The sequence below is a fragment of the Actinomadura formosensis genome (assembly GCF_050948385.1).
GTDB lineage: Bacteria > Actinomycetota > Actinomycetes > Streptosporangiales > Streptosporangiaceae > Spirillospora > Spirillospora formosensis.
Window position 1 is genome coordinate 2,963,691 of sequence record NZ_CP192011.1, and the last position, 21,398, is coordinate 2,985,088.

Consider the following 21,398-nt stretch of genomic DNA (forward strand, 5'->3'; position numbering starts at 1 on the left):
GTGGGCGATTGGGGGCAGGATGGAGGGGTGAGCCTGATCGATGAACTTCCCTCCGGAAACGACGCCGACGCCGATTCGCTGTTCGAGGCGTTCGAGCGGTGGGTGTCGGGGCGCGGGATCACGCTGTATCCCGCGCAGGAGGAGGCGCTCATCGAGGTCGTCTCGGGCGCGAACGTGATCCTGTCGACGCCGACCGGGTCGGGGAAGAGCCTGGTGGCGGCGGGGGCGCTGTTCGCGGGGCTCGGGAGGGATCAGGTCGGGTTCTACACCGCGCCGATCAAGGCGCTGGTGTCGGAGAAGTTCTTCGACCTGTGCGAGATGTTCGGGCGCGAGAACGTCGGGATGATGACCGGCGACGCCAGCGTGAACGCGGACGCGCCGATCATCTGCTGCACCGCCGAGGTGCTGGCGAACATCGCGCTGCGGGACGGTGCCGACGCCGACATCGGCGTCGTCGTCATGGACGAGTTCCACTTCTACGCCGAGCCCGAGCGCGGGTGGGCGTGGCAGATCCCGCTGCTGGAACTGCCGCAGGCGCAGTTCCTGCTGATGTCGGCCACCCTGGGGGACGTCTCGTTCTTCCAGAAGGACCTCATGCGGCGGACGGGACGGCCGACGGCGCTGGTGACGTCGGCGGAGCGGCCCGTCCCGCTGATCTACGACTACCGGGTGACGCCGCTGCACGAGACGATCGAGGAGCTGCTGGCCGAGCAGAAGGCGCCGGTGTACCTGGTGCACTTCACGCAGGCGGCGGCGATCGAGCGGGCGCAGGCGCTGATGAGCGTCAACGTGTGCACCAAGGCGGAGAAGGCGCGGATCGCGGAGCTGATCGGCAACTTCCGGTTCACCACGAAGTTCGGGCGGAACCTGTCGCGGTTCGTCCGGCACGGGATCGGGGTGCACCATGCCGGGATGCTGCCCAAGTACCGGCGGCTGGTGGAGCGGCTCGCGCAGGCCGGCCTGCTCAAGGTGATCTGCGGGACCGACACCCTGGGGGTGGGGGTGAACGTGCCGATCAGGACCGTGGTCTTCACCGCGCTCAGCAAGTACGACGGGCATCGGGTGCGGCGGCTGCGGGCGCGGGAGTTCCACCAGATCGCCGGGCGGGCGGGACGGGCCGGGTTCGACACGGTCGGGTTCGTCGTCGCGCAGGCGCCCGAGCACGTGGTGGAGAACGAGAAGGCGCTCGCCAAGGCGGGCGACGATCCGAAGAAGCGGCGGAAGGTGCAGCGCAAGAAGCCGCCCGAGGGGTTCGTCGGCTGGGACGAGGACGTCTTCAAGAAGCTGCAGGAGGCCGAGCCGGAGATGCTCCGGTCGCGGTTCCAGGTGAGCCACGCGATGCTGCTGTCGGTGATCGCGCGGCCGGGCAACGCGTTCCAGGCGATGAAGCGGCTGCTGACCGACAACCACGAGGAGCCGGCCGCGCGGCGCAGGCACATCTCCCGGGCGATCGCCATCTACCGGTCGCTGCTTGCGGGCGGGGTCGTGGAGGTGCTGCCCGAGCCCGACGAGCAGGGCCGGTACGCGCGCGTCACCGTGGATCTCCAGGAGGACTTCGCGCTCAACCAGGCGCTGTCGACGTTCGCGCTGGCGGCGTTCGAGGTCCTCGACCCGGCGTCGCCGTCGTACGCGCTGGACGTCCTGTCGGTGATCGAGACGACGCTGGACGACCCGCGGCAGATCCTCGCGGCGCAGGTCAACAAGGCGCGGGGCGAGGCCGTCCAGGCGATGAAGGCCGAGGGCATCGAGTACGAGGAGCGGATGGAGCTGCTCCAGGAGGTCGACCATCCGAAGCCGCTGGAGGACGAGCTCGGCGCCGCGTACGAGATCTACCGGGCCGGGCACCCGTGGGTCGGCGACCATCCGCTGCGTCCGAAGTCCGTCGTGCGCGACATGTACGAGCGGGCGATGACGTTCACCGAGTACATCGGGTACTACGAGCTGGCGCGGGCGGAGGGTCTCGTCCTGCGGTACCTGTCGGGGGCCTACAAGGCGCTGCAGCAGACCGTGCCGGAGTCGATCAAGACCGATGACCTGATCGACCTGATCGAGTGGCTGGGCGAGCTGGTCCGGCAGGTCGACTCCAGCCTCCTGGACGAGTGGGAGCAGCTCGCGAACCCCGCCGAGGAGGACCTGGACGAGCCGATCGAGGAGCGGGTCACGAAGGTGACCGCGAACGCGCGGGCGTTCCGGGTGCTGGTCCGCAACGCGCTGTTCCGGCGGGTGGAGCTGGCCGCGCTGGAGCGCTACGACCAGCTGGGCGAGCTGGACCCCGACTTCGGTGCGGACGCGTGGGCGGACGCGATGGACGGCTATTTCGCCGAGCACGAGGAGCTGCTCACCGGCGCCGACGCGCGCGGGCCGAAGCTGCTGCGGATCGAGGAGGTCCCGCAGGACGCGCTGTGGCGGGTCCGGCAGGTGTTCGACGACCCGGAGGGGCATCATGACTGGGGGATCAGCGCCGAGGTCGACCTCGCGGGCTCGGACCAGGAGGGCGAGGCCGTGATCCGGGTGACCGGCGTCGACCGGATGTAGGGGAGGCGGTACATGCTGCGGATCGCGGTGGCGCAGTTCGCGCCCGGTGTCGACAAGGACGAGAACCTGGCGGCGGTCGGGAAGCTCGCCGGTGAGGCGGCCGGGCGCGGCGCGCGGGTCGTGGTGTTCCCCGAGTTCGCCATGTTCACCGCGCCGGCGATGGACGGCCGGTTCGCCGAGTCCGCCGAGCCGCTCGACGGCCCGTTCACCGGCGCGCTCGGCGACCTGGCCCGGCGGTACGGCGTGCACGTCGTCGCGGGCATGAACGAGCGGCTGGACGAGCCCGGACGCATCTCCAACACGCTCGTCGCGGTGAGCCCGGCGGGGGAGATCGTCGCCGAGTACCGCAAGCTGCACCTGTACGACGCGTTCGGGTACAAGGAGTCGGAGCTGGTCAGGCCCGGCGACATCACCGACCCGGAGACGTTCACCGCCGACGGCGTCACGTTCGGCATGCAGACCTGCTACGACGTCCGGTTCCCGGAGGTGACGCGGCGGATCGTGGACGCCGGCGCCGACGTCCTGGTGCTGCCCGCCGACTGGGTGCCGGGCCCGCTCAAGGAGGACCACTGGCGGACGCTGGTCCGGGCCCGCGCGATCGAGAACACGATCTACGTGGCGGCCGCCGGCCAGTGCGCCCCGACGGGCGCCGGCAACAGCATGCTCGTCGATCCGATGGGCGTGGTCACGGCCGCGCTGGGGGAGGGGCCGGGCGTCGCGTGCGGGGAGGTCTCGCCGGAGCGGATCGCCGCCGTCCGGGAGAAGAACCCGGCGCTCGGCCTGCGCCGCTTCACGGTGACCTGGACCGAGTAGACCCGTAGCGCACCCCGGAGCCGCCCGTATCGGCTTGACGATTGAGTGAGTGCTCACTCAAGATGGTGGGACGGCGACACGGGGAGGCGCGACGATGGCGGATCGGCGGTTCCGGTTCGGAGTGATGGCGGCCTGGGGACGGGACGGCGCGGACTGGGCGGCCCAGGCGCGCCGCGCCGAGGAACTCGGCTACGCGACGCTGCTGACACCCGACACGTCCGGCACGGCCATGCCCGCGGCGGCCCTCGCCGCGGCGGCGGGCGCCACGACGACGCTGCGGGTCGGCACGTTCGTGCTCTCCGCGGCGACGCGGCCCGCGCACATGATCGCCTGGGAGGCCGCCTCGATGGCGTTCGCCACCGGTGACCGCTTCGAGCTGGGAATCGGCGCCGGCCGTCCCGGCGGGGAGGATGACGCGGCGCTCTTCGGCGTCCCCTACGGGTCGCCCGCCGAGCGGTTCGCCCAGGTGGAGCGGGTGCTCGACGCCGTCGAGCGACCGCCCGGCGGACTGTTCGCCGGAACGGGCCGCCGGCCGCGGGTGCTCGTCGCCGCGTCCCGGCCGCGGATGCTCGGGCTGGCGGCGCGGCGGGCGGACACGGTCGCGTTCGGCGTCCCGCCGCTGACGGACGACGCGCGGCTCGCCGAGTACGTGGCCGTCGTCCGGGCGGCGGCGGGGGAGCGGTTCGACGATCTCGAACTGTGCACGCAGGTGCACGTCGTCGGCGACGAGGTGCCCGGATGGCTGAGCGCCCGGATGGGCGTTGACCCGGCGGCCATGGCGAGGTCCGACGCGATCGCCAAGCTGTCCGGGACACCCCGCGAGATGGCCGGCACGCTCGCCCGGCGGCGGGACGAGCTGGGTGTGTCGTACGTGTCGGTCGCGTCCGCGTTCATCGAGGAGTTCGCGCCCGTGGTGGAACTGCTCGCCGGACGGTGACCGCGGGCCGGGACGGCCGCGTATCAGGGCGTCCCGCGACGCCCGGCTCGGCGGCCGGTCATCCGGTCACGCGGCCCTGGCGGTGAGCAGCCGCCGGATGTGTGCGCGCAGTTCCTCGACGTCCGCGCCCGCCTCCGTCGCGAGCCGCACCGACAGGAAGCCGTCGTCGTGCAGGACGCCGAGCAGGACGTGCCCGCTGCCGATCTGTTTCTGCTTGAGCCGGAGCGCGTGCCGCAGGCTCAGCTCCAGGGACTTCTTCGCCTTCGGTGTGAACGGGAGGTGCCCGGTCCGGGGGCGGCCCGGCTTCGCGGCGGGGACGTCGAGGGCGCCCTCGCCGAAGCTCTGCTCGGTGGCCTCCCGGACGGCGTCGAGGTCGATGCCGATCGCCCGCAGCGCGTCGGGGTCGAGGGCGTCTCCGCCGGGCCGGCCGGCGCGGGCGATCCTGGCCCGCAGGTCGCCGGCGGTGAGCCCGTGCTCGCGCAGGGCGCGCCCCGTCGCGTCGTCGCCCGCCGCCAGGGACAGCAGGATGTGCTCGGTGCCGATGCGCTCGTCGCGCAGCTCCCGCGCCTCCTTCTGGGCGCCGATGACGGCCTCGCGGGCGGCCAGCGTGAAACGCTCGAACATCTCGCTACTGCTCCTTCTTCAGAAGGCGGCGCCCGCCGCCGTGCTTCTTGTGGACGGCCTGCCTGCTCACGCCGAGGCAGACCGCGATCTCCTGCCAGGACCAGCCCTGGTCGCGGGCGCTGGCGACCTGCAGCGCCTCCAGCCGCTCGGCCAGCTCGCGCAGCGCCCGCACGGCCCGCAGGCCCACCGCCGGGTCCCGGCTGCTCGCCTCCTGGGCGAGCGTCACTCCATCGCTCATGATGTCAATGTAGGTTGACAGTCGGAGTGTGTCAACCGATGTTGACGCGAAGGCGGGGTCAGCGGACGGTCAGCAGCGTGGTGAGCAGGTCGTCCAGGCTGATCAGGCCGGCGATGCGGCCGTCCGGGGCGATGGCCAGGCCCAGATGGCTGTGATGGGCCCTGAGGGTGGTGACGGCCTCGCCGACCGGGGTACCGGCCGGCAGCGCGGGCACCGGGTGCGCCAGTTCCCCGGCGGGTGTCGCCCGGCCCCGCGCGCGGGCCAGGTAGGCGTCGCGGACGTGCACCATCCGGGCCTGGCCCGGCCCGCCGGAACCGCGCACCATGAGCCGGATGTGCCCGGTGCGGGCGGCGGTGTCCACGACCTCCTGCGGGGACGCCGTGGCCGGGACCGACACGATGTCCGAGACGGGGACGACGAGGCCGGCCAGCGGGGCGCGCGGCGCGTCCAGCGCGGTGGTGAGCAGCGTCAGCTCGTTCTCCCCGATCAGCCCGAGCCGCCGCGACTCCAGCGCGATGCTGCGCAGCTGCTCGGGCGTCCGCGACACCTTCCGCGCGTCGGCCGGCCGGACGCCGGCCATGCGCAGCAGCAGGTTCGTCGCGCCGTTCAGCGCCGCCAGCACCGGGCGGACGACGGTCGCGAACGCGCGGAACGGCAGGCCCAGCACGATCGCCGAGCGTTCCGGGTCGGCGATCGCCCACGACTTCGGCGCCATCTCGCCCACGACCATGTGCAGGAACGTCACCAGCGCCAGGGCCAGCACGAACGCGACCGCGTGCGCGGCCCCCGCCGGGAGGCCGGCCTTGTGGAACAGCGGGGTCAGCGCCCCCGCGAACACCGGCTCGGACACCAGGCCGAGACCGAGCGAGCACATCGTGATGCCGAGCTGCACGCCCGCCAGCGTCAGCGACAGCTCGTCGATGCCGGCGACGGCGGCGCCCGCGCCCCGCCCGCCGCGCGCCGCCGCCCGCTCCAGCCGCGGCCGCCGCGCCGCCACCAGCGCGAACTCGGTGGCGACGAAGAACCCGTTGCCGGCCAGCAGTGCCAGCGTGACGGGCGCGCCGAGGGCGAGGTTCACCGATCCTCCCCGGCGCTCTCGACGGTGCGGACGCGGATCAGCTCGGGCACGTGCCGGTGGATCGTGAGGACCTCGATCACGGCGGTGCGCGGCGGCTCGTCCAGCCGCTCCGGCGGGAGGCGGACGCGCACGACGTCGCCGGGCCGCGCGACCCGGCCGAGCCGTTTCAGCAGCAGCCCCGCCACGGTCTCGTAGTCGCCCTCCGGGAGCGCGATGCCCGTCTCGTGGGCGACCTCGTCCATCCGCAGCCCGGCGTCGGTCGTCCACCACTCGCCGCTGCGGATCGCGAGCTCCTCGCCGGGCTCGTTCTCGTCGGCGATCTCCCCGACCAGCTCCTCGGCGACGTCCTCCCAGGTGACGATTCCGGCGAAGCCCCCGTACTCGTCCACCACGCAGGCCATCGGCTCGGCCGTGCCCCGCAGCCGGAGCACCACGTCCGGCAGCGGCAGCGAGGACGGCAGCAGCAGCGGCGGCCGGGCGATCTGGCCGACCGCGATGCGGCCGGCCGCGGCCGGGCCGAGCGTGATCAGCTCCTCCAGCCCGACGACGCCGACGACGTCGTCCACGCCCTCGCCGAGGACGGGATAGCGGGTGTGCCCGCTCGCGGAGATGATGTCGCTCAGCTCGGCGGCGCGTGCGGACGCCGGCACGGTCACCACGTCCACGCGCGGCACCATGACCTCCTCGGCGTCGCGCTCGGAGAAGGCCAGGGCCCGCTCCAGCAGGTCGATATGGACTTCCGGGAGCTGCTCGCCGGACTCGCCGATGATGTGCCCGATCTCCTCCAGCGTCGCGCCGTGGTGCAGTTCCTCCACCGGCTCGATGCCGGCCGCGCGCACGAGCCGGTTCGCGGACGCGTCGAACAGCCGGATCAGCGGCCCCGCCACCGCCAGGTAGCCGAGGGTGGAGGCGGCGAGAGCGCGCGCCAGCGGCTCGGCCCTGGCCAGGGCCAGGTTCTTGGGGAACAGCTCGCCCAGCAGCATCTGGATCACGGTGGCGAGGGCGAACCCGAACGCGACCGCCATCCCGCCGGACGCCCCGTCCGGGACGCCGGCCGCGCGCAGCGCCGGGTCGATCAGGTCGGCCAGCGCGGGCTTGGCGATGAACCCCACCACCAGCGCGGTGACCGTGATGCCGAGCTGGGCGCCCGACAGCATGAACGACAACCGCCCCATCACCCGCAGCGCCCGCGCCGACGCCCGGTCGCCCTCCGCCGCCCGCTGGTCGAGGACGGGGCGGTCCGCGGTGACGAACGCGAACTCCTGCGCCACGAAGTAGCCGGTCGCCGCGGTCAGCACGAGGATGGCCAGCAGCCCGAGCACGGCGTTCACCCGGCCCTCCCTCCGCTGCTCCTGCGCCGGCACCAGCGCCGGCACCCGTTCAAGATCTTCCTTACCCCGGTGCGGCGGTGACTCTCCCGATCCGGCGACGGTTATCGACCGTTCTGTGTGGAATGAACCCCTGAACGAAAGCATCGGCACGAGCAGGAGCCGCGGCGTCCCCGGGGTTGGACGGCGGAACGCGGCAGGGAGGTGGGGGCGGAGCTCCAGGACCGGTGGCCGGTGCCGAAGGAATGTCCGGATTCTGTGACAAAGCGGAGTGAGCCGGATCGTGTGTGCAAGGCTCGGCTCATTCCGCGGGCCCAGGAGTCCAAGAGTCGGTGGGGAGTGGGCGATGAACGAGCAGGACCGCCCCCGTCCGGTGTTCGATCCCGGCATCAGTGAAGGCGATCGCGTGCTGCTGGCGGCGGCGCCGGGGCGGCTCGTCCCGGCGTGCATGCCCGCGCCGCCCGTCCCGCGGCTGCGCGCCGCCACGGTCGTGGCGCGGCTGGTGTGGATCCCCGTGTTCGCGTTCTTCTACGGCGTCCTGCCCGGCGGCTGGCTGCGGGTGTTCTTCCTCGCCTCACTGGACGGCGACGACCTGGTGGGCGACGCGGCGCGATGGGGCCGGCTGCCCGTCGTCACGATGATGCTCACCCCGGCCCTCCAGGTCCTCCTGCTGATGCTCGGCCAGGTGGAGGCCGCCGCCGTCCTCGCCGCCGTCAGCTTCACCGGCTGGGCGATCGGCGCGCTGCGGCATGTCCGGGAACCGGCCGCCGCCCGCGCCGCCCGCGAGCACCACGGCTCCTACCTGCTGCCCGCCGACTTCGACCGGCCCGCCGCGCGGCTCCTCGTCCGCGCGCAGCGCGCCATCGACGCCGTCCTCGGGTCGCAGGCGCACGGTGCGGGGCTGCTGGACGACATCAGCAACACGGTCGTCCTGCCGCGGCAGGAATGGGCGATCGCGGGCGCCCTCGCCGAGCACACGCGGCTGCGCCGGGAACGCCTCGCCCAGCAGCCCGAGCGGCTCTCGCCGCGCGTCCGGGCGCTGCTGGAGCCGCAGGACCGCGCGCTGGAGCTGTCGGTCCGCTCGGTCACCGGGCGGATCGAGGCGCTGGAGGCGTACGCGCGCCGGGCGGGCGAGGCCGACGACGCCTACCACGAGTCGCGGGTGCTGCAGACCCTGCCCGAGCAGAACGCCCGCTACCGGGACCTGCTGGCGAGCACCGTGGGGGACGAGATGGCGGGCGCGGAGATCCGCGGCATGGCCGAGGACGCCCACCGGGCCGAGACGGCGCTGCGCGAGCGCGGCACCGGCGCCGTGCGCGCGGGCCACGACCTCGCGCGGCCCGGCGAGCGGGGGGTCAGTTCTCGGCGAGCACGATGACGCGGTCGTCGGCGGACAGCGTGAGCGGTGCCGTCTTGCCCGGGTTGAGCACCACGCCGTAGCCGGGCGGCTCGTGGAAGTGCGCGGTCAGCCGGTAGCCGAGTGCGACCTCGCCGCGCCGCCGCGCCGACTCGATCAGCGTCGCGAAGTCGGCCTCCAGGCCCGGCACCAGGTAGTCGCACGCGGGCTTGAGGTAGATCTCCGACCCCGCCGGATCGAGCAGGTCGACGAACACGTCGTACAGGTGCCGGTTCTCGCTGAGCTGGGTCAGCATCAGGCTGATCAGCTTCTCGCTGACCACGAAGTCGTCGGCCTTGGTGACCTGCGCGATCTCCCGGTTGGCGTCATCGTTGATCTCGCTGACGATGGCGAACGGGTCGCCGAGCGCGTCCTCCATGTCGCGCAGGTGCAGCAGCGTGACGAGGGTGCGGGCGTCGGCGTGCTCGCGGTCGTGGTCGGCGTCCGACAGCACGATCACGTGCTGGTAGGCACCGACGTCGAGGGACTCCAGCGACGGCCGCTCGGTCGGCTCCGCCCGGACGAAGCCGAGCTTGAGGTTCACGGGCGTGGGCAGGCCGCAGGTCGGGTCCTCGCGCGGCGCCGCCACGACGAGCTCGGAGGCCGGGGCGAGGAACGCGTCCAGCAGCTCGATGATCTTCGGGGCGCGGTGGTTCCAGCCGAGCATCAGCGTGCGCTCGGGCACCGGCAGGTGCGCGGTGGCGGTGGTGATCGCCTCCTCGCGCACGGGCGGGGCCGGGCCGCCGGCGAGGCTGATGAGCAGGTCGTCCTCGGCGAGGACGATGATCTCGTCGTCGGCGCGGATCACGGTGTCCATCGGCGGGTTCAGCAGCACGGTCCCGTCGCCGCGCCGCAGCCCCGCCGGGACACCGAGCTCGTAGGCCGACAGCGCGTCCCCGAACGGCGTCCCCGCGAGGGACGGTTCGGGCCGCATGTAGAACTCGTGGCCGGCGAAGTCCAGCAGGTCGGTGCAGACCTGCGACAGGCCGGACTGGCGGTGCGACTGCACGATCAGCCGGATCGCGACGTCGTCGGCGTCGATGACGTGCGCGCGGTCACCGCCCGCGAGGCGGGCGGCGGGCAGGTTCGCCGAGTCGTGCACGGCGGCGACGACGTGCGGGCGGTGCCGGCCCCATTTCCTGGCGCCGAGCGTCAGCAGCACCTTGATGACCCGGGTGTCGGCGTCCGCGACCTCGGGCGTGACGACGAGGATGGAGCGCGCCGTGCCGGGGCTGACCAGTTCCACGTCGGAGACCTTCAGCGGGTCGCCGGTGCGGCACACGATGCGGGTGCGGCCGAGATCGCCCACCCGGGCGCGGATCGCGTCCTCCATCTCGACCTTGTCGCGGTTGGCGAGGATCGCCACGCACGACCGGCGCCGGCTCTGGTTGGCCTCCACCAGCTCGGCGACCACGGTGAAGACCTGTTCCGACCAGCCGAGCAGCACGGTGTGGCCGTGCTCGACGATCCGCGACCGGCCCTTGCGCAGCTCGGTGATCTTGGTTTCCAGGCCGGTGGTGAGCACGCCGATCAGCGAGCTGACGATGAAGATGCCGCCGATGGTGGAGACCAGCATCAGCGCCAGGAAGGGGCCCGTCCCGGTGTCGCCGCCCATCGTGCCCGGATCCAGGGTGCGCAGCAGGCTGCGCCAGACCATGCCGGGCCAGCGGCCGTTCTCCGCGCTGTCGCGCGGCGCGATGACGACCGCCGCCGTCGCGACGACGAGGACCAGTGCCCCGGACGCGAGCCCCAGCCAGCCGATGAGCGCCGGCGTCCCCTTGGACATCGTCCGGTCGAACCAGTAGCGGACCCGGTCCCGCCGTGTCACCCGTGCCAACCGGTCAGCCCCCTCAGCCGTCGCCCCTGCGGCCACCCTATTGTGATGTCCCGCACTATTCCCGGCATTTTGGCCTAATGGCATTTTTGCCCGGTGTGCAGGTAAGGGCCGGGGTGGTGAGAATTCCACCCCGGCCCTCGGTGCGGTGCCGGAACGCCGCCGGCCGCGCCGACGCTAGTGCGCGGCCTCGTACTGCTCGATCACATTGGCGGGGATACGGCCCCGCTCATTGACCTTGATGCCGTGGTTCTTGGCCCACTCGCGAATCTCGGCGGAGCGCTCACGGCTGCCCGCGGTGCGCGCCCCGCGACCGGCGCGGCCGGTGGGCTTGCGTGCTTTGCGGGCGCTGGCCACGAACGGCTCCAGGCCGTTGCGCAGCTTGGCGGCGTTCTTCTTGCTCAGGTCGATCTCATAAGCCGTGCCATCGATGGAAAAGCTGACGGTCTCGTCAGCCTCGCCGCCGTCGATGTCGTCAACGAGAAGGACTTCGACCTTCTGTGCCATGCGGGGACTCCCTCTAGCTATGCGTCCGGCTTCGCGTCCGGATGTGCCTCGATGAATGCAGCATAGACCTCATCCGATATCTTGCCACGTTCGGAGACTTCGATGTCCTGACGCAATGCCCACTCGCGGACATCGCCGTTCGTGTAGCCCTTGATCTTCGCGGCGCGGGACTTGCGGCCCTTCCCAGCGGGCTTCACCTCTGCGGCGTTCTCGATGAAGGGCGCGAGGGCGTCCAGCATCTCGTTCAGCCGCTTGTAGTTGTCATCGCTCAAGTCGATCGTGAACGTCCGACCCAAGACTTCGAAGTCTCGCTTTGCGACATCGACGCCTTCGGAGCCGTCGATGTCGTCGACGCGAATGACCTTCTCGGCCATGTGCTCTGTGTCTTCCTTCCCCTCGCCTACGCGGCGTCCCCGACCGTAGCGGATTCCGGGCCCCGACATGGCGGCAAGACGCGCGGACCTGCGATCAACCACACGAAGTGCTCCAAGGCGGGCGCGATCGCCCCCTCGGCGACGGTGCCGCCTCCCGATCACCTGCCATGCCGGTAGCCGCGCCACCGCACGCCGGGACCCGGGCACCGGGCGCGATGGGCGGGCCCCCGGCCGCCTCCCACCATGCCGGACGGCGTGCGCCGCCCCGCCGCCAAGCGGTCGCGGGCCGCCACGAACGGGTGCGCCGGACACGACTCAAGTTCCGGTCAAACCGCGCATGTCGCAATAAACAGGGGGTAGCCGCCCTCAGATGACCATTCATCGTTGAGGGAGCTGGATCATGGCTGACCCCGCCGGCCGCGAAGACCGGAAACAGGAGCAGATGGACCAGCGGCGGGTGAGCCCGCAGGGGACGGAGCTCACCACGGACCAGGGGGTCCGGGTCGACGACACCGACAACTCGCTTTCCGCGGGCGAGCGCGGCCCGTCGCTGATGGAAGACTTCCATCTGCGCGAGAAGATCACCCATTTCGACCATGAACGCATTCCCGAGCGGGTCGTGCACGCGCGTGGTGCCGGCGCGTACGGCCATTTCACGCTGCACGAGTCGCTCGCCGAGTACACCACCGCCGAGTTCCTCACCGACACGTCCCTGACGACGCCGGTGTTCGTGCGGTTCTCCACCGTCGCGGGATCGCGCGGCTCGGCCGACACCGTCCGCGACGTCCGCGGGTTCGCGACGAAGTTCTACACGCGGCAGGGCAACTTCGACCTCGTGGGCAACAACATGCCGGTCTTTTTCATCCAGGACGGCATCAAGTTCCCCGACTTCGTGCACGCGGTGAAGCCCGAGCCGCCGAACGAGATCCCGCAGGCGTCGTCCGCGCACGACACGCTCTGGGACTTCGTGCAACTGCAACCCGAGACCATGCACATGATGATGTGGCTGATGTCGGACCGGGCGCTCCCGCGCAGCTTCGCGATGATGCAGGGCTTCGGCGTCCACACGTTCCGGCTGGTGAACGCGCAGGGCCGCGGGACGTTCGTGAAGTTCCACTGGAAGCCCAGGCTCGGCACCCACTCGCTCGCCTGGGACGAGACGCAGAAGATCGCGGGGAAGGACCCGGACTTCAACCGGCGCGACCTGTGGGACCGCATCGAGGCCGGCGACTTCCCCGAGTACGAGTTCGGCGTCCAGCTCGTGCCGGAGGAGGACGAGCACCGGTTCGACTTCGACCTGCTCGACCCAACCAAGATCATTCCAGAGGAGGAGGTGCCGGTGCGCCCGGTCGGCACGCTGGTGCTGGACCGCAACCCCGGCAACTTCTTCGCCGAGACCGAGCAGGTCGCCTTCCACCTGGGCAACGTCGTGCCGGGCATCGACTTCTCCAACGACCCGCTGCTGCAGGCGCGGCTGTTCTCCTACCTGGACACGCAGCTGATCCGGCTCGGCGGGCCGAACTTCCCGCAGATCCCCGTCAACCGTCCGGTCGCGCCGGTGCGCAACCACCACCGCGACGGCTACCACCAGATGGACGTCCAGCAGGGCCAGGCGAGCTACCACAAGAACTCGCTGTCGGGCGGCTGCCCGGCGGTCGGCGGCGAGGGATCGTTCACCCACTACCCGGAGCGGGTGGACGGCGACAAGATCCGCAAGCGGAGCGAGAGCTTCGCCGACCACTACTCCCAGGCGACGCTGTTCTGGAACAGCATGGCCGACTGGGAGAAGGAGCACATCGTCGGCGCGTTCCGGTTCGAACTCGGCAAGTGCGACCACGTGCACATCCGGGAGGGCATCGTCGAGCATCTCGACCATGTCGACCACGACCTCGCCGTCCGGGTCGCCGAGGGCATCGGCGTGGAGCCGCCGAAGACGCCCGTGAACGCCAATCACGGCCGCACCTCGCCCGCGCTGAGCCAGGCGAACACGCCGGCGGACTCCGTGCAGGGACGCAAGATCGCGATCCTGGTGGCGGACGGAGCCGACCCGGCGGCCGTCGAAATGGTCGGTGAGGCGCTCACCGAGGCGGGCGCGCTCTGCGACGTCCTCGCCGCCAAGGACGGGTTCGTCCAGGCGGCCGGCGGCGGCCAGGTGAAGGTCACCCGCGCGATGCCGACCGTCGCGTCCGTCCTCTACGACGCCGTCGTCGTGCCGGGCGGCGAGGAGAGCGTCCGGGCGCTCGCGCAGGACGGCGACGCCGTGCACTTCGTCGCCGAGGCGTTCGTGCACTGCAAGGCGGTCGGCGCCCTCGACGCGGGCATCGGGCTGCTGGAACGCGCCGGGATCACCGGGGTGCGGTTCGCCGACGGCGACATCGTCAGCGACCACGGCGTCGTCACGGGTGAGGGACCGTCCGCCGACTTCCCCGACAGGCTGATCGAGGCGGTCGCGGCGCACCGGCACTGGACGCGCGACAAGGCCCACGTGCCGGCCTGACGCTCATCCGCCGTCCCGCCGGGCCCGGTGCGGCGGCCGCTCCGGTAAGGCCGCCGCACCGGGCCCGCCGCATTCCGCGATCACTTGCGGGCGATCTCGCCGTCCGCGAGGTGTCCGGTCACGCGGACCCCGCCGCCGAACCCGGCTGCAGCAGCACCTTGATCGCGCCGTCCTGCTTCTTCTGGAACATCTCGTACGCCCGCGGCGCCTTCTCCAGCGGCCAGCGGTGCGTCGCGAGGTCCATCACTCCGAGCGGGTCGGCGTCGTCGGCGACGAGCGGCATCAGCCGGTCGATCCACTTCTTGACGTGCGCCTGGCCCATCCGCAGCCCGATGCCCTTGTCGAACATCCGCAGCATCGGCAGCGGGTCCGTCATCCCGCCGTACACGCCGATGACGGAGATCGTCCCGCCGCGGCGGACGACCTCGATCGCGGTGCCGAGCGCGGCGAGCCGGTCCACCCCGACGCGCGACATCAGCGGCGCGGCGGAGTTGCCGGGCATCAGCCCGGTGAGCGTCTGCGCCAGCTTGGCGCCCGGCGAGCCGTGCGCCTCCATCCCGACCGCGTCGATGACCGAGTCGGTGCCGCGGCCCCCGGTGAGCTGGCGGACCGCGTCCGGGACGTCGCCGGCGTCATCGGAGTCGATCACCTCGATGCCGTGCCGGCGCGCCATCTCCAGCCGTTCCGGCACGAGATCGACGGCGATCACCCGGTAGCCGAGGTGGCGGGCGACCCGCGCGGCCATCTGCCCGATCGGGCCGAGGCCGAGCACGGTGACCGACCCGCCCTCCGGGATGCCGGCCCAGTCGACGGCCTGCCATGCGGTCGGCAGCACGTCCGACAGGTAGACGAACCGCTCGTCCGGTGGCCCCTCCGGCACCTTGATCGGCCCGAAGTGCGCCTGCGGCACCCGCAGGTACTCCGCCTGCGCGCCCGGCACCTGGCCGTACAGCCGGGTGTAGCCGTACAGGGCCGCGCCCATGCCGTGCTCGCGGACCTGCGTCGTCTCGCACTGCGCGTACAACTGCAGGTCGCACATGTGGCAGCGGCCGCAGGAGATGTTGAACGGGATGACCACGCGGTCGCCCGGCTTGACGTGCGTGACGTCCGGCCCGGTCTCCTCGACGACGCCCATCGGCTCGTGGCCGAGGATGTCGCCCTCGCTGAGGAACGGGCCGAGCACCTCGTACAGGTGCAGGTCCGACCCGCAGATGCCGGTCGAGGTGATCCTGATGATCGCGTCGTCCGGTTCCTTGATCTTCGGGTCGGGCACGGTGTCGACGCGGACGTCGCGCTTGCCGTGCCAGGTGACAGCCTTCATCGTGCTCCTCCTCCGCCGCGGTGGCCCGTCCCAGGCGGCCCTACCCCGATGGGCCCGGCGAAACGTTGACCTCGCGCGGTGCACCGCTGCGCGCCGTCCCCGGCCCCGGCGGCGACGGGGGCGGAGGAGGGGCTCAGCGGGCGTAGGTGCCGGTGAGCGTGGCGGTGGCGAGCACCTTGCCCTTCAAGGCGGCGCGCATGTCCGCGGAGGTGAAACCGGAGGTCAGGCCGGACGGCGGGCGCAGCGCGTACAGAGTGAACACGTACCGGTGCGGCGCGTCGCCGGGCGGGGGGTGCGGGCCGCCGTAGCCGAGGTCCCCGAAGTCGTTGCGGCCCCGGGCGATGCGCGGGTCCTCCACGCGGGTGGCGAGCCCGTCGAGGTCCCGGGGGATGCCGGCGAGCATCCAGTGCACGAAGGTGCCGCCGGGCGCGTCCGGGTCCTCGCACGTCAGGGCCAGCTCAACGGCCGCGGCGGGCACGCCCGACCAGCGCAGCGCGGGGGAGGCGTCCCCCGCCCGGCGGGAGTGCGCGGCCGGGATCGGGCCGTCGTCGGCGAACTCGGGACTGCCGAGGGTCATCTGCTCCATGCCGCCGTTGTGCCCGGTCGGCGGCGGAGAATGCCGCGTTCCGCCCCGCGTTTGAAAGGGACCTGCGCGGTTAGTGCCCCGTTGGGCTCGGACGAGGGAGGGAGGGCCGGCGATGACGGCCGTGCGGGGGAGGGACGACACCAGCGTCGCCGACGCGCTCGCGCGGCACCGCAAGGGCACGAAGATCAGCCACATCCTGGCCACCACCGACCACAAGATGGTCGGTTACCTGTATCTCGCCACCTCGTTCACCATGTTCCTGATCGCCGGGATCATGGCCATGCTGATGCGGGCGGAACTCCTGAAGCCCGGGCTGCAGATCGTGACCAACCAGCAGTACAACGAGCTGTTCACGATGCACGGCACGATCATGCTGCTGCTGTTCGCCACCCCGCTGTTCGCCGGCTTCGCCAATGTGATCGTCCCGCTGCAGATCGGCGCGCCGGACGTGGCGTTCCCGCGGCTGAACACGCTCAGCTACTGGCTGTTCCTGTTCGGCGGGATCATCGTGCTGACGGGCTTCATGGCGCCGGGCGGCGCCGCGGCGTTCGGCTGGTTCGCCTACTCGCCGCTGACCTCGCAGACCTACTCGCCCGGCCCCGGCGGAGACCTGTGGGTGATGGGCCTCGTGCTGTCCGGATTCGGAACGATCTTCACCTCGGTCAACCTGATCACCACGATCATCGCGATGCGCGCGCCCGGCATGGTGATGTTCCGGATGCCGATCTTCACCTGGAACGTCCTGCTGACCAGCCTGATGGTGCTCATCGCCTTTCCCGTGCTCGCCGCCGCGCTGCTGTGCCTGGAGGCGGACCGCAGGCTCGGCGCGCACATCTTCGACGCCGCGAACGGCGGGGCGCTGCTGTGGCAGCACCTGTTCTGGTTCTTCGGCCATCCCGAGGTCTACATCGTGGCGCTGCCGTTCTTCGGGATCGTCACCGAGATCCTCCCGGTGTTCGCCCGCAAGCCGCTGTTCGGCTACCTCGGAATGGTGGGGGCCACCATCGCGATCACCGGGCTCTCCATGACGGTGTGGGCGCACCACATGTTCGCCACCGGCGGCGTGCTGCTGCCGTTCTTCTCCATCACCTCGTTCATGATCGCGGTGCCGACCGGGATCAAGTTCTTCAACTGGGTCGGGACACTGTGGAAGGGGCAGCTGACGTTCGAGACGCCCATGCTGTTCGCGATCGGGTTCCTCGTCACGTTCCTGTTCGGCGGCCTGACCGGGGTGATCCTCGCCTCACCGCCGCTGGACTTCCACGTCACCGACTCCTACTTCGTCGTCGGCCACTTCCACTACGTCCTGTTCGGCACGGTCGTGTTCGCGATGTTCGGCGGCTTCTACTTCTGGTGGCCGAAGATGACGGGCCGGATGCTGCACGAGGGCTGGGGGAAGGTGCACTTCTGGTCGCTGTTCGTCGGGTTCCACACGACGTTCCTCGTCCAGCACTGGCTGGGCGCCGAGGGCATGCCGCGCCGCTACGCCGACTATGCCGACAAGTTCACCACCCTGAACTTCGTCTCGTCCATCGGCTCGTTCATCCTCGGCGCGTCGACGTTCGCGTTCCTGTGGAACGTCCTGCGGACGTGGCGGCGCGGCGAGAAGGTCCACACGGACGACCCGTGGGGCACCGGCGGCTCGCTGGAGTGGGCGACGTCCTGCCCGCCGCCGCGCCACAACTTCACCCGGATGCCGCGCATCCGTTCGGTGCGTCCCGCGTTCGACCTGCATTACCCGCCGGCGGAGCCGCCGCAGGAGGCCGAGCCGGCGCTTCCACCGCCCCGGAGCTCGTAAGCCCCGCCCGATGATGAGCGCCCGGCGATGAGCGCCTGACGGGGACATGACGGGGACATCCCGCCGGGCGCTTTCGTGCGCGCCGGGTCAGCCGCCGCTCCCGCCGTCCTCCGGCGGCCTGCGCTTCAGGTCGCCCTGGCCGCCGCCGTACGACTCGGACTGGTAGTCGAGGTAGAAGCGGTTGGCGCGGGTCCGCACCTGCGTGCGGACCCGGTCCGGGGTCGGCAGCGGGATCAGGTGGTGGGGATAGGGGGCGACCAGCTCGCCCGGCTGCCGGGACCGCAGCACGGCCTCCCGCTCCTCGGCCGGCCGCTCGTGCCGCTCCTCGAACCCGCCCTCCGGGCTCAGCGAGACCAGCCCGCTCTCCACGCCCTCCGCACGGATCCGCAGTTCGTGGCGCTGCAGGCTGAGGCAGACGCGCCGGGCGATGATGAACGCCGCGACCGGCGCGACGAAGAACCCGGCCCGGAAGAACCAGGTCGTCCAGAACAGCGGGATCTTGAAGGTGGTCGCGATGACGTCGTTGCCGCCCGCCGCCAGCAGGTTCCCGTACCAGGCGATGGCCGCGGCGCCGATGCCGGTCCTGGTCGGGGCGTTGCGCGGCCGGTCCAGCAGATGGTGGATGCGCTCGTCCCCCGTGGCCCAGCGCTCCGCGAACGGATACAGCCCGAGGAGCGTGAAGAACAGCCCCGGCAGGACGACGGCGGGCAGCAGCACGTTCCACGAGATCGTGTGTCCGGCCAGGGTCGTCGACAGGCGCGGCATGATGCGCAGCGAGCCTTCGAGGAAGCCGACGTACCAGTCCGGCTGCGACCCGAACGAGACCTTGTCGGGATCGTAGGGGCCGTAGAGCCAGACGGGGTTGATCTGGAAGAACGTCGCCAGCCCGGCGAGGACGCCGAACGTGAACAGGAAGTACCCGGCGCTCTGGGTCGCGAAGTGCGGGAACGTCTTCTCGCCGCTCACCGTCATCTCCCGCCGGCCCCTGGCCGGCCACTGGGTGTGCGTCTGGTGCCAGAGGATCATCAGGTGGGCGGTGATGAGCGCGATCAGGATGGCCGGCACGAGCAGGATGTGCACGGTGAACAGCCGGGGGATGAAGTCCTCGCTCGCCGGGAACTCGCCGCCGAAGATCCACAGGCCGAGGTAGGTCCCGACGACGGGGACCGACAGCAGGATGCCCTGGAAGATCCGCAGGCCGGTGCCGGACAGCAGGTCGTCCGGCAGCGAGTAGCCCGCGAACCCCTCGGCGACCGCCAGCGCGAACAGCGTGACGCCGATCAGCCAGTTGATCTCCCGCGGCTTGCGGAACGCCCCGGTGAAGAAGATCCGCATGAGGTGAATGGTGATCGCCGCGAGGAAGATGTCGGCGGCCCAGTGGTGGATCTGCCGCATCAGCAGCCCGCCCCGGACGTCGAACGTGAGATGCAGCGTGGACGCGTACGCCTCGCTCATCTTCACGCCCTTGAGCGGCGTGTACGAGCCGTCGTAGACCTGCACCGCGCCGCTCGGCTTGAAGAACAGCGTGAGGAAGACGCCGGTGAGCACCAGGATGACGAACGAGTAGAGCGCGATCTCGCCGAGCAGGAACGACCAGTGCTTGGGGAACGCCTTCTTGATGTTCGCGTCGAGGAAGGACGTCGAACCGAGCCGGTCGTTCACACCGCCGACCAGGTTCTCCAGCCTTTTGGGCTTCGACCGGCCGTTTCGTCCCGCCATCGCGCGTCTCCCCTGGCCGTACGGTGTTCTCCGCTGGGCGGGTACCCGGGCCGGATCACGGCAAACGCCGCTGCGGACCGGCCCGCCGGCACGGCCCCGCAGGTCAGGGCCCGCAGGTCAGGCCACGCGCGGGTTCCCCTCGGAGGCGTGGAGACGGTGCCGCAGGATCTGGATGTCGGCCCGCAGCCGGTCGGCGGCCAGCGGGTCCGGCTCCAGGCCGCCGAGACCGTCCTCGATCAGCGCCAGCTGGTCGGCGCGCATCCGGGCGAGCAGCCGCCGCGGCTCCCCGGCGGGCACGTCCCACCGCTCCTTCCGGCGCCACTTGCGGAACGAGAGCACGTGCCCCTCGCCCGGAACGAGGACCCCCTTCGCGGTCTCCGCGCGCACCGTCCGGCGGAAGTGCGCCAGGTAGCGGCGCCGCGCCAGCCGGTACGCGACGATCGCCGCGAGCAGGATCGGCGCGCCCTTCACCGGCAGCAGCAGCACCCCGGGCAGGACGGGCGCGTCCCACCACGAGTGCAGCGCCATCGCCAGCACGAACGCGGCGGCGGCGATGGCGCGGGCCGTCCGGGACGTCCGCCCGAGCAGGCAGCCGAGCCCCGCGCCGCCGACCGCCGTCATCGCCCAGTGGCTCCACCACGCCCCGCCGACGACCCGGCTGCCGAAGGAGAAGAACGCCGCGTTCGCGTCCTGCGTCGCGCCCGTCAGCACGATCGTGTTCAGGACGTACAGGAAGTTCTCCGCGAACTGGAAGCCCAGCCCGGCGAGCGCGCCGTACCCCCAGCCGTCCAGCGGCCCGCGGACCGCCGCCGGTGCCATCAGCGCCAGCGTCAGCACGCCGAGCAGCTTCAGGATCTCCTCGTCGACCGGTGCGGCGATCGCCGCACCCCACGCGGAGTTGAACTCCGGCCCGGTCGTCTTGCCGAGGACCGCCTGGAACGCCGAGTTCGCCGGCAGCGCCATCCCGAACGCGGCGAGCCCGCCCCACGCGACCGTCATCATCGCGTATCCCAGCGGATGCGACCGGACGGGGTGCGCCCGCCGCAGGAGCCAGATGCCCAGCACCAGCGCCGGAACCAGCAGGATCCCTCCGATGACCGCGCCGACGGGGAACGCCGCGACCTGCGCGCCGATCCCCCGGAAGGCGATCCAGGCCCCGAGCGGGCACGCGACCGCCCACAGCCAGAACGCCGGGCGGCGCGTCATGGCGCCGGCGCCGAGATCGTCAGGGTCCGCACCATGGCCTCGACCTCCCCTGCCAGCCTCCGGTAGGCGTCCGGGCGCCCCGATGCCGTCGCCGCGGCGCCGAGCGTGGCCCCGGCGAACACCGTGGCCATCCCGGAGCGCTCCCGTCCGGCGAGGTGCCCGGTCAGCCCGGTCAGGCCGTGCGCGGTGGTGATCGGAACGGGCTGTGCGCGCAGCCGCGACCGCCCGCCCGCGGCGACGATCCGGCCGAGGCCGTCCCACAGGTCCCGCGGGTTCACCGGTGCCAGCGGGACGACCACGCTCACGGAGAAGTACACACCGGATTTGGACAGTTCGACGTTGTTCGCCAGCGACGTTTCCGCGGTTTCGAGCATCCAGCCGCCGGACGGGACCGAGAACGTCACCGGGCGGGCGCCGGCGCGTTCCGTCCCGAGCGACAGGACCGCCCCCGGTGCGAGCGGCGTCGCGCCGCTGCCGAGGGCCTTGTCGAGTAACGGCAGTCCCGCGGTGAGAATCAGCAGCACGAGCGCCACGCCGCCCGTGCCTCCCCATTTCCCTAAAGCCACGCAACCCCCCGATGACGTGCAGATCGGAAATGCCCCTTGAC

General features: G+C 71.7%; 18 protein-coding genes. 6 read left to right on the forward strand and 12 right to left on the reverse strand.

Translation table 11 applies throughout. The features are described from left to right. The first annotated feature begins 27 nt into the window (after positions 1-27). The 3 genes from ACQP1N_RS13990 (at position 28) to ACQP1N_RS14000 (ending at position 4,285) form a co-directional block, all read left to right on the forward strand. Positions 28-2,535, forward strand: coding sequence for a DEAD/DEAH box helicase (locus ACQP1N_RS13990; protein ID WP_433231699.1), 2,508 nt, complete (start codon positions 28-30; stop codon positions 2,533-2,535). A 12-nt stretch (positions 2,536-2,547) separates the two neighbouring features. After that, a complete protein-coding gene (locus ACQP1N_RS13995; protein ID WP_067794086.1) occupies positions 2,548-3,348 on the forward strand; it encodes a carbon-nitrogen hydrolase family protein in 801 nt (266 codons plus the stop codon). Between the two features lie 94 nt (positions 3,349-3,442). Further along, a complete protein-coding gene (locus tag ACQP1N_RS14000; protein WP_433231702.1) occupies positions 3,443-4,285 on the forward strand; it encodes an LLM class flavin-dependent oxidoreductase in 843 nt (280 codons plus the stop codon). Positions 4,286-4,351: 66 nt separating this feature from the next. Here the strand turns inward: ACQP1N_RS14000 and ACQP1N_RS14005 are convergent, their stop codons facing one another. The 4 genes from ACQP1N_RS14005 to ACQP1N_RS14020 are packed head-to-tail and all read right to left on the reverse strand — an operon-like array spanning position 4,352 to position 7,601. Then, positions 4,352-4,909 carry a Clp protease N-terminal domain-containing protein gene (locus ACQP1N_RS14005; protein WP_067794088.1) on the reverse strand — a complete coding sequence of 186 codons (558 nt, stop codon included), beginning with the start codon at positions 4,907-4,909 and terminating at the stop codon, positions 4,352-4,354. A 4-nt stretch (positions 4,910-4,913) separates the two neighbouring features. Continuing rightward, a complete protein-coding gene (locus ACQP1N_RS14010; RefSeq protein ID WP_067794089.1) occupies positions 4,914-5,147 on the reverse strand; it encodes a helix-turn-helix domain-containing protein in 234 nt (77 codons plus the stop codon). A 58-nt stretch (positions 5,148-5,205) separates the two neighbouring features. Next, positions 5,206-6,225, reverse strand: coding sequence for a hemolysin family protein (locus ACQP1N_RS14015; RefSeq protein ID WP_131732471.1), 1,020 nt, complete (start codon positions 6,223-6,225; stop codon positions 5,206-5,208). Continuing rightward, positions 6,222-7,601: a hemolysin family protein gene (locus ACQP1N_RS14020; protein WP_433231706.1), complete on the reverse strand. Its 1,380-nt coding sequence runs from the start codon at positions 7,599-7,601 to the stop codon at positions 6,222-6,224. The genes ACQP1N_RS14015 and ACQP1N_RS14020 overlap by 4 nt, the downstream gene beginning before the upstream one ends. Positions 7,602-7,899: 298 nt before the next feature. On the opposite strand from ACQP1N_RS14020, the gene ACQP1N_RS14025 reads away from it, so the two are divergent. Beyond that, a complete protein-coding gene (locus ACQP1N_RS14025) occupies positions 7,900-8,931 on the forward strand; it encodes a hypothetical protein (protein WP_067805377.1) in 1,032 nt (343 codons plus the stop codon). Here ACQP1N_RS14025 and ACQP1N_RS14030 read toward each other — a convergent pair. The 3 genes from ACQP1N_RS14030 to ACQP1N_RS14040 form a co-directional block, all read right to left on the reverse strand. Further along, positions 8,909-10,786 carry a CASTOR/POLLUX-related putative ion channel gene (locus ACQP1N_RS14030; protein WP_067805379.1) on the reverse strand — a complete coding sequence of 626 codons (1,878 nt, stop codon included), beginning with the start codon at positions 10,784-10,786 and terminating at the stop codon, positions 8,909-8,911. The genes ACQP1N_RS14025 and ACQP1N_RS14030 overlap by 23 nt on opposite strands. Positions 10,787-10,960: 174 nt before the next feature. Continuing rightward, positions 10,961-11,290: a histone-like nucleoid-structuring protein Lsr2 gene (locus tag ACQP1N_RS14035; protein ID WP_067805382.1), complete on the reverse strand. Its 330-nt coding sequence runs from the start codon at positions 11,288-11,290 to the stop codon at positions 10,961-10,963. A 17-nt stretch (positions 11,291-11,307) separates the two neighbouring features. Then, positions 11,308-11,664 carry a histone-like nucleoid-structuring protein Lsr2 gene (locus ACQP1N_RS14040; RefSeq protein ID WP_067805385.1) on the reverse strand — a complete coding sequence of 119 codons (357 nt, stop codon included), beginning with the start codon at positions 11,662-11,664 and terminating at the stop codon, positions 11,308-11,310. Between the two features lie 400 nt (positions 11,665-12,064). Here ACQP1N_RS14040 and ACQP1N_RS14045 point away from each other — a divergent pair, with 400 nt between their 5' ends. Continuing rightward, positions 12,065-14,161, forward strand: coding sequence for a catalase (locus ACQP1N_RS14045; RefSeq protein WP_433231711.1), 2,097 nt, complete (start codon positions 12,065-12,067; stop codon positions 14,159-14,161). A 118-nt stretch (positions 14,162-14,279) separates the two neighbouring features. Here the strand turns inward: ACQP1N_RS14045 and ACQP1N_RS14050 are convergent, their stop codons facing one another. Both ACQP1N_RS14050 and ACQP1N_RS14055 read right to left on the reverse strand, forming a co-directional pair. Then, positions 14,280-15,482, reverse strand: coding sequence for a zinc-dependent alcohol dehydrogenase (locus ACQP1N_RS14050; RefSeq protein ID WP_067805392.1), 1,203 nt, complete (start codon positions 15,480-15,482; stop codon positions 14,280-14,282). A gap of 133 nt (positions 15,483-15,615) precedes the next feature. Further along, complete coding sequence (locus ACQP1N_RS14055; RefSeq protein ID WP_433231713.1) at positions 15,616-16,068, reverse strand: YbhB/YbcL family Raf kinase inhibitor-like protein; 453 nt, start codon at positions 16,066-16,068, stop codon at positions 15,616-15,618. A 112-nt stretch (positions 16,069-16,180) separates the two neighbouring features. On the opposite strand from ACQP1N_RS14055, the gene ctaD reads away from it, so the two are divergent. Continuing rightward, the gene (ctaD, locus tag ACQP1N_RS14060) at positions 16,181-17,866 is read left to right on the forward strand and encodes an aa3-type cytochrome oxidase subunit I (protein WP_433231716.1); all 1,686 of its coding nucleotides are present in this window, start codon (positions 16,181-16,183) and stop codon (positions 17,864-17,866) included. Positions 17,867-17,953: 87 nt separating this feature from the next. On the opposite strand, the gene qcrB is transcribed toward ctaD, so the two are convergent. From qcrB to ACQP1N_RS14075, 3 genes are all read right to left on the reverse strand, one after another. Continuing rightward, positions 17,954-19,585 carry a cytochrome bc1 complex cytochrome b subunit gene (gene qcrB, locus ACQP1N_RS14065; RefSeq protein ID WP_067805401.1) on the reverse strand — a complete coding sequence of 544 codons (1,632 nt, stop codon included), beginning with the start codon at positions 19,583-19,585 and terminating at the stop codon, positions 17,954-17,956. A 117-nt stretch (positions 19,586-19,702) separates the two neighbouring features. Continuing rightward, entirely contained in the window at positions 19,703-20,791 is a 1,089-nt protein-coding gene (locus ACQP1N_RS14070; protein ID WP_067805404.1) for a PrsW family intramembrane metalloprotease, read from the reverse strand. Then, on the reverse strand, positions 20,788-21,324 hold the full coding sequence (locus ACQP1N_RS14075) for a hypothetical protein (RefSeq protein ID WP_067805408.1): 537 nt from the start codon (positions 21,322-21,324) through the stop codon (positions 20,788-20,790). Before ACQP1N_RS14075 ends, ACQP1N_RS14070 begins: the two co-directional genes overlap by 4 nt. Positions 21,325-21,398 lie beyond the last annotated feature (74 nt).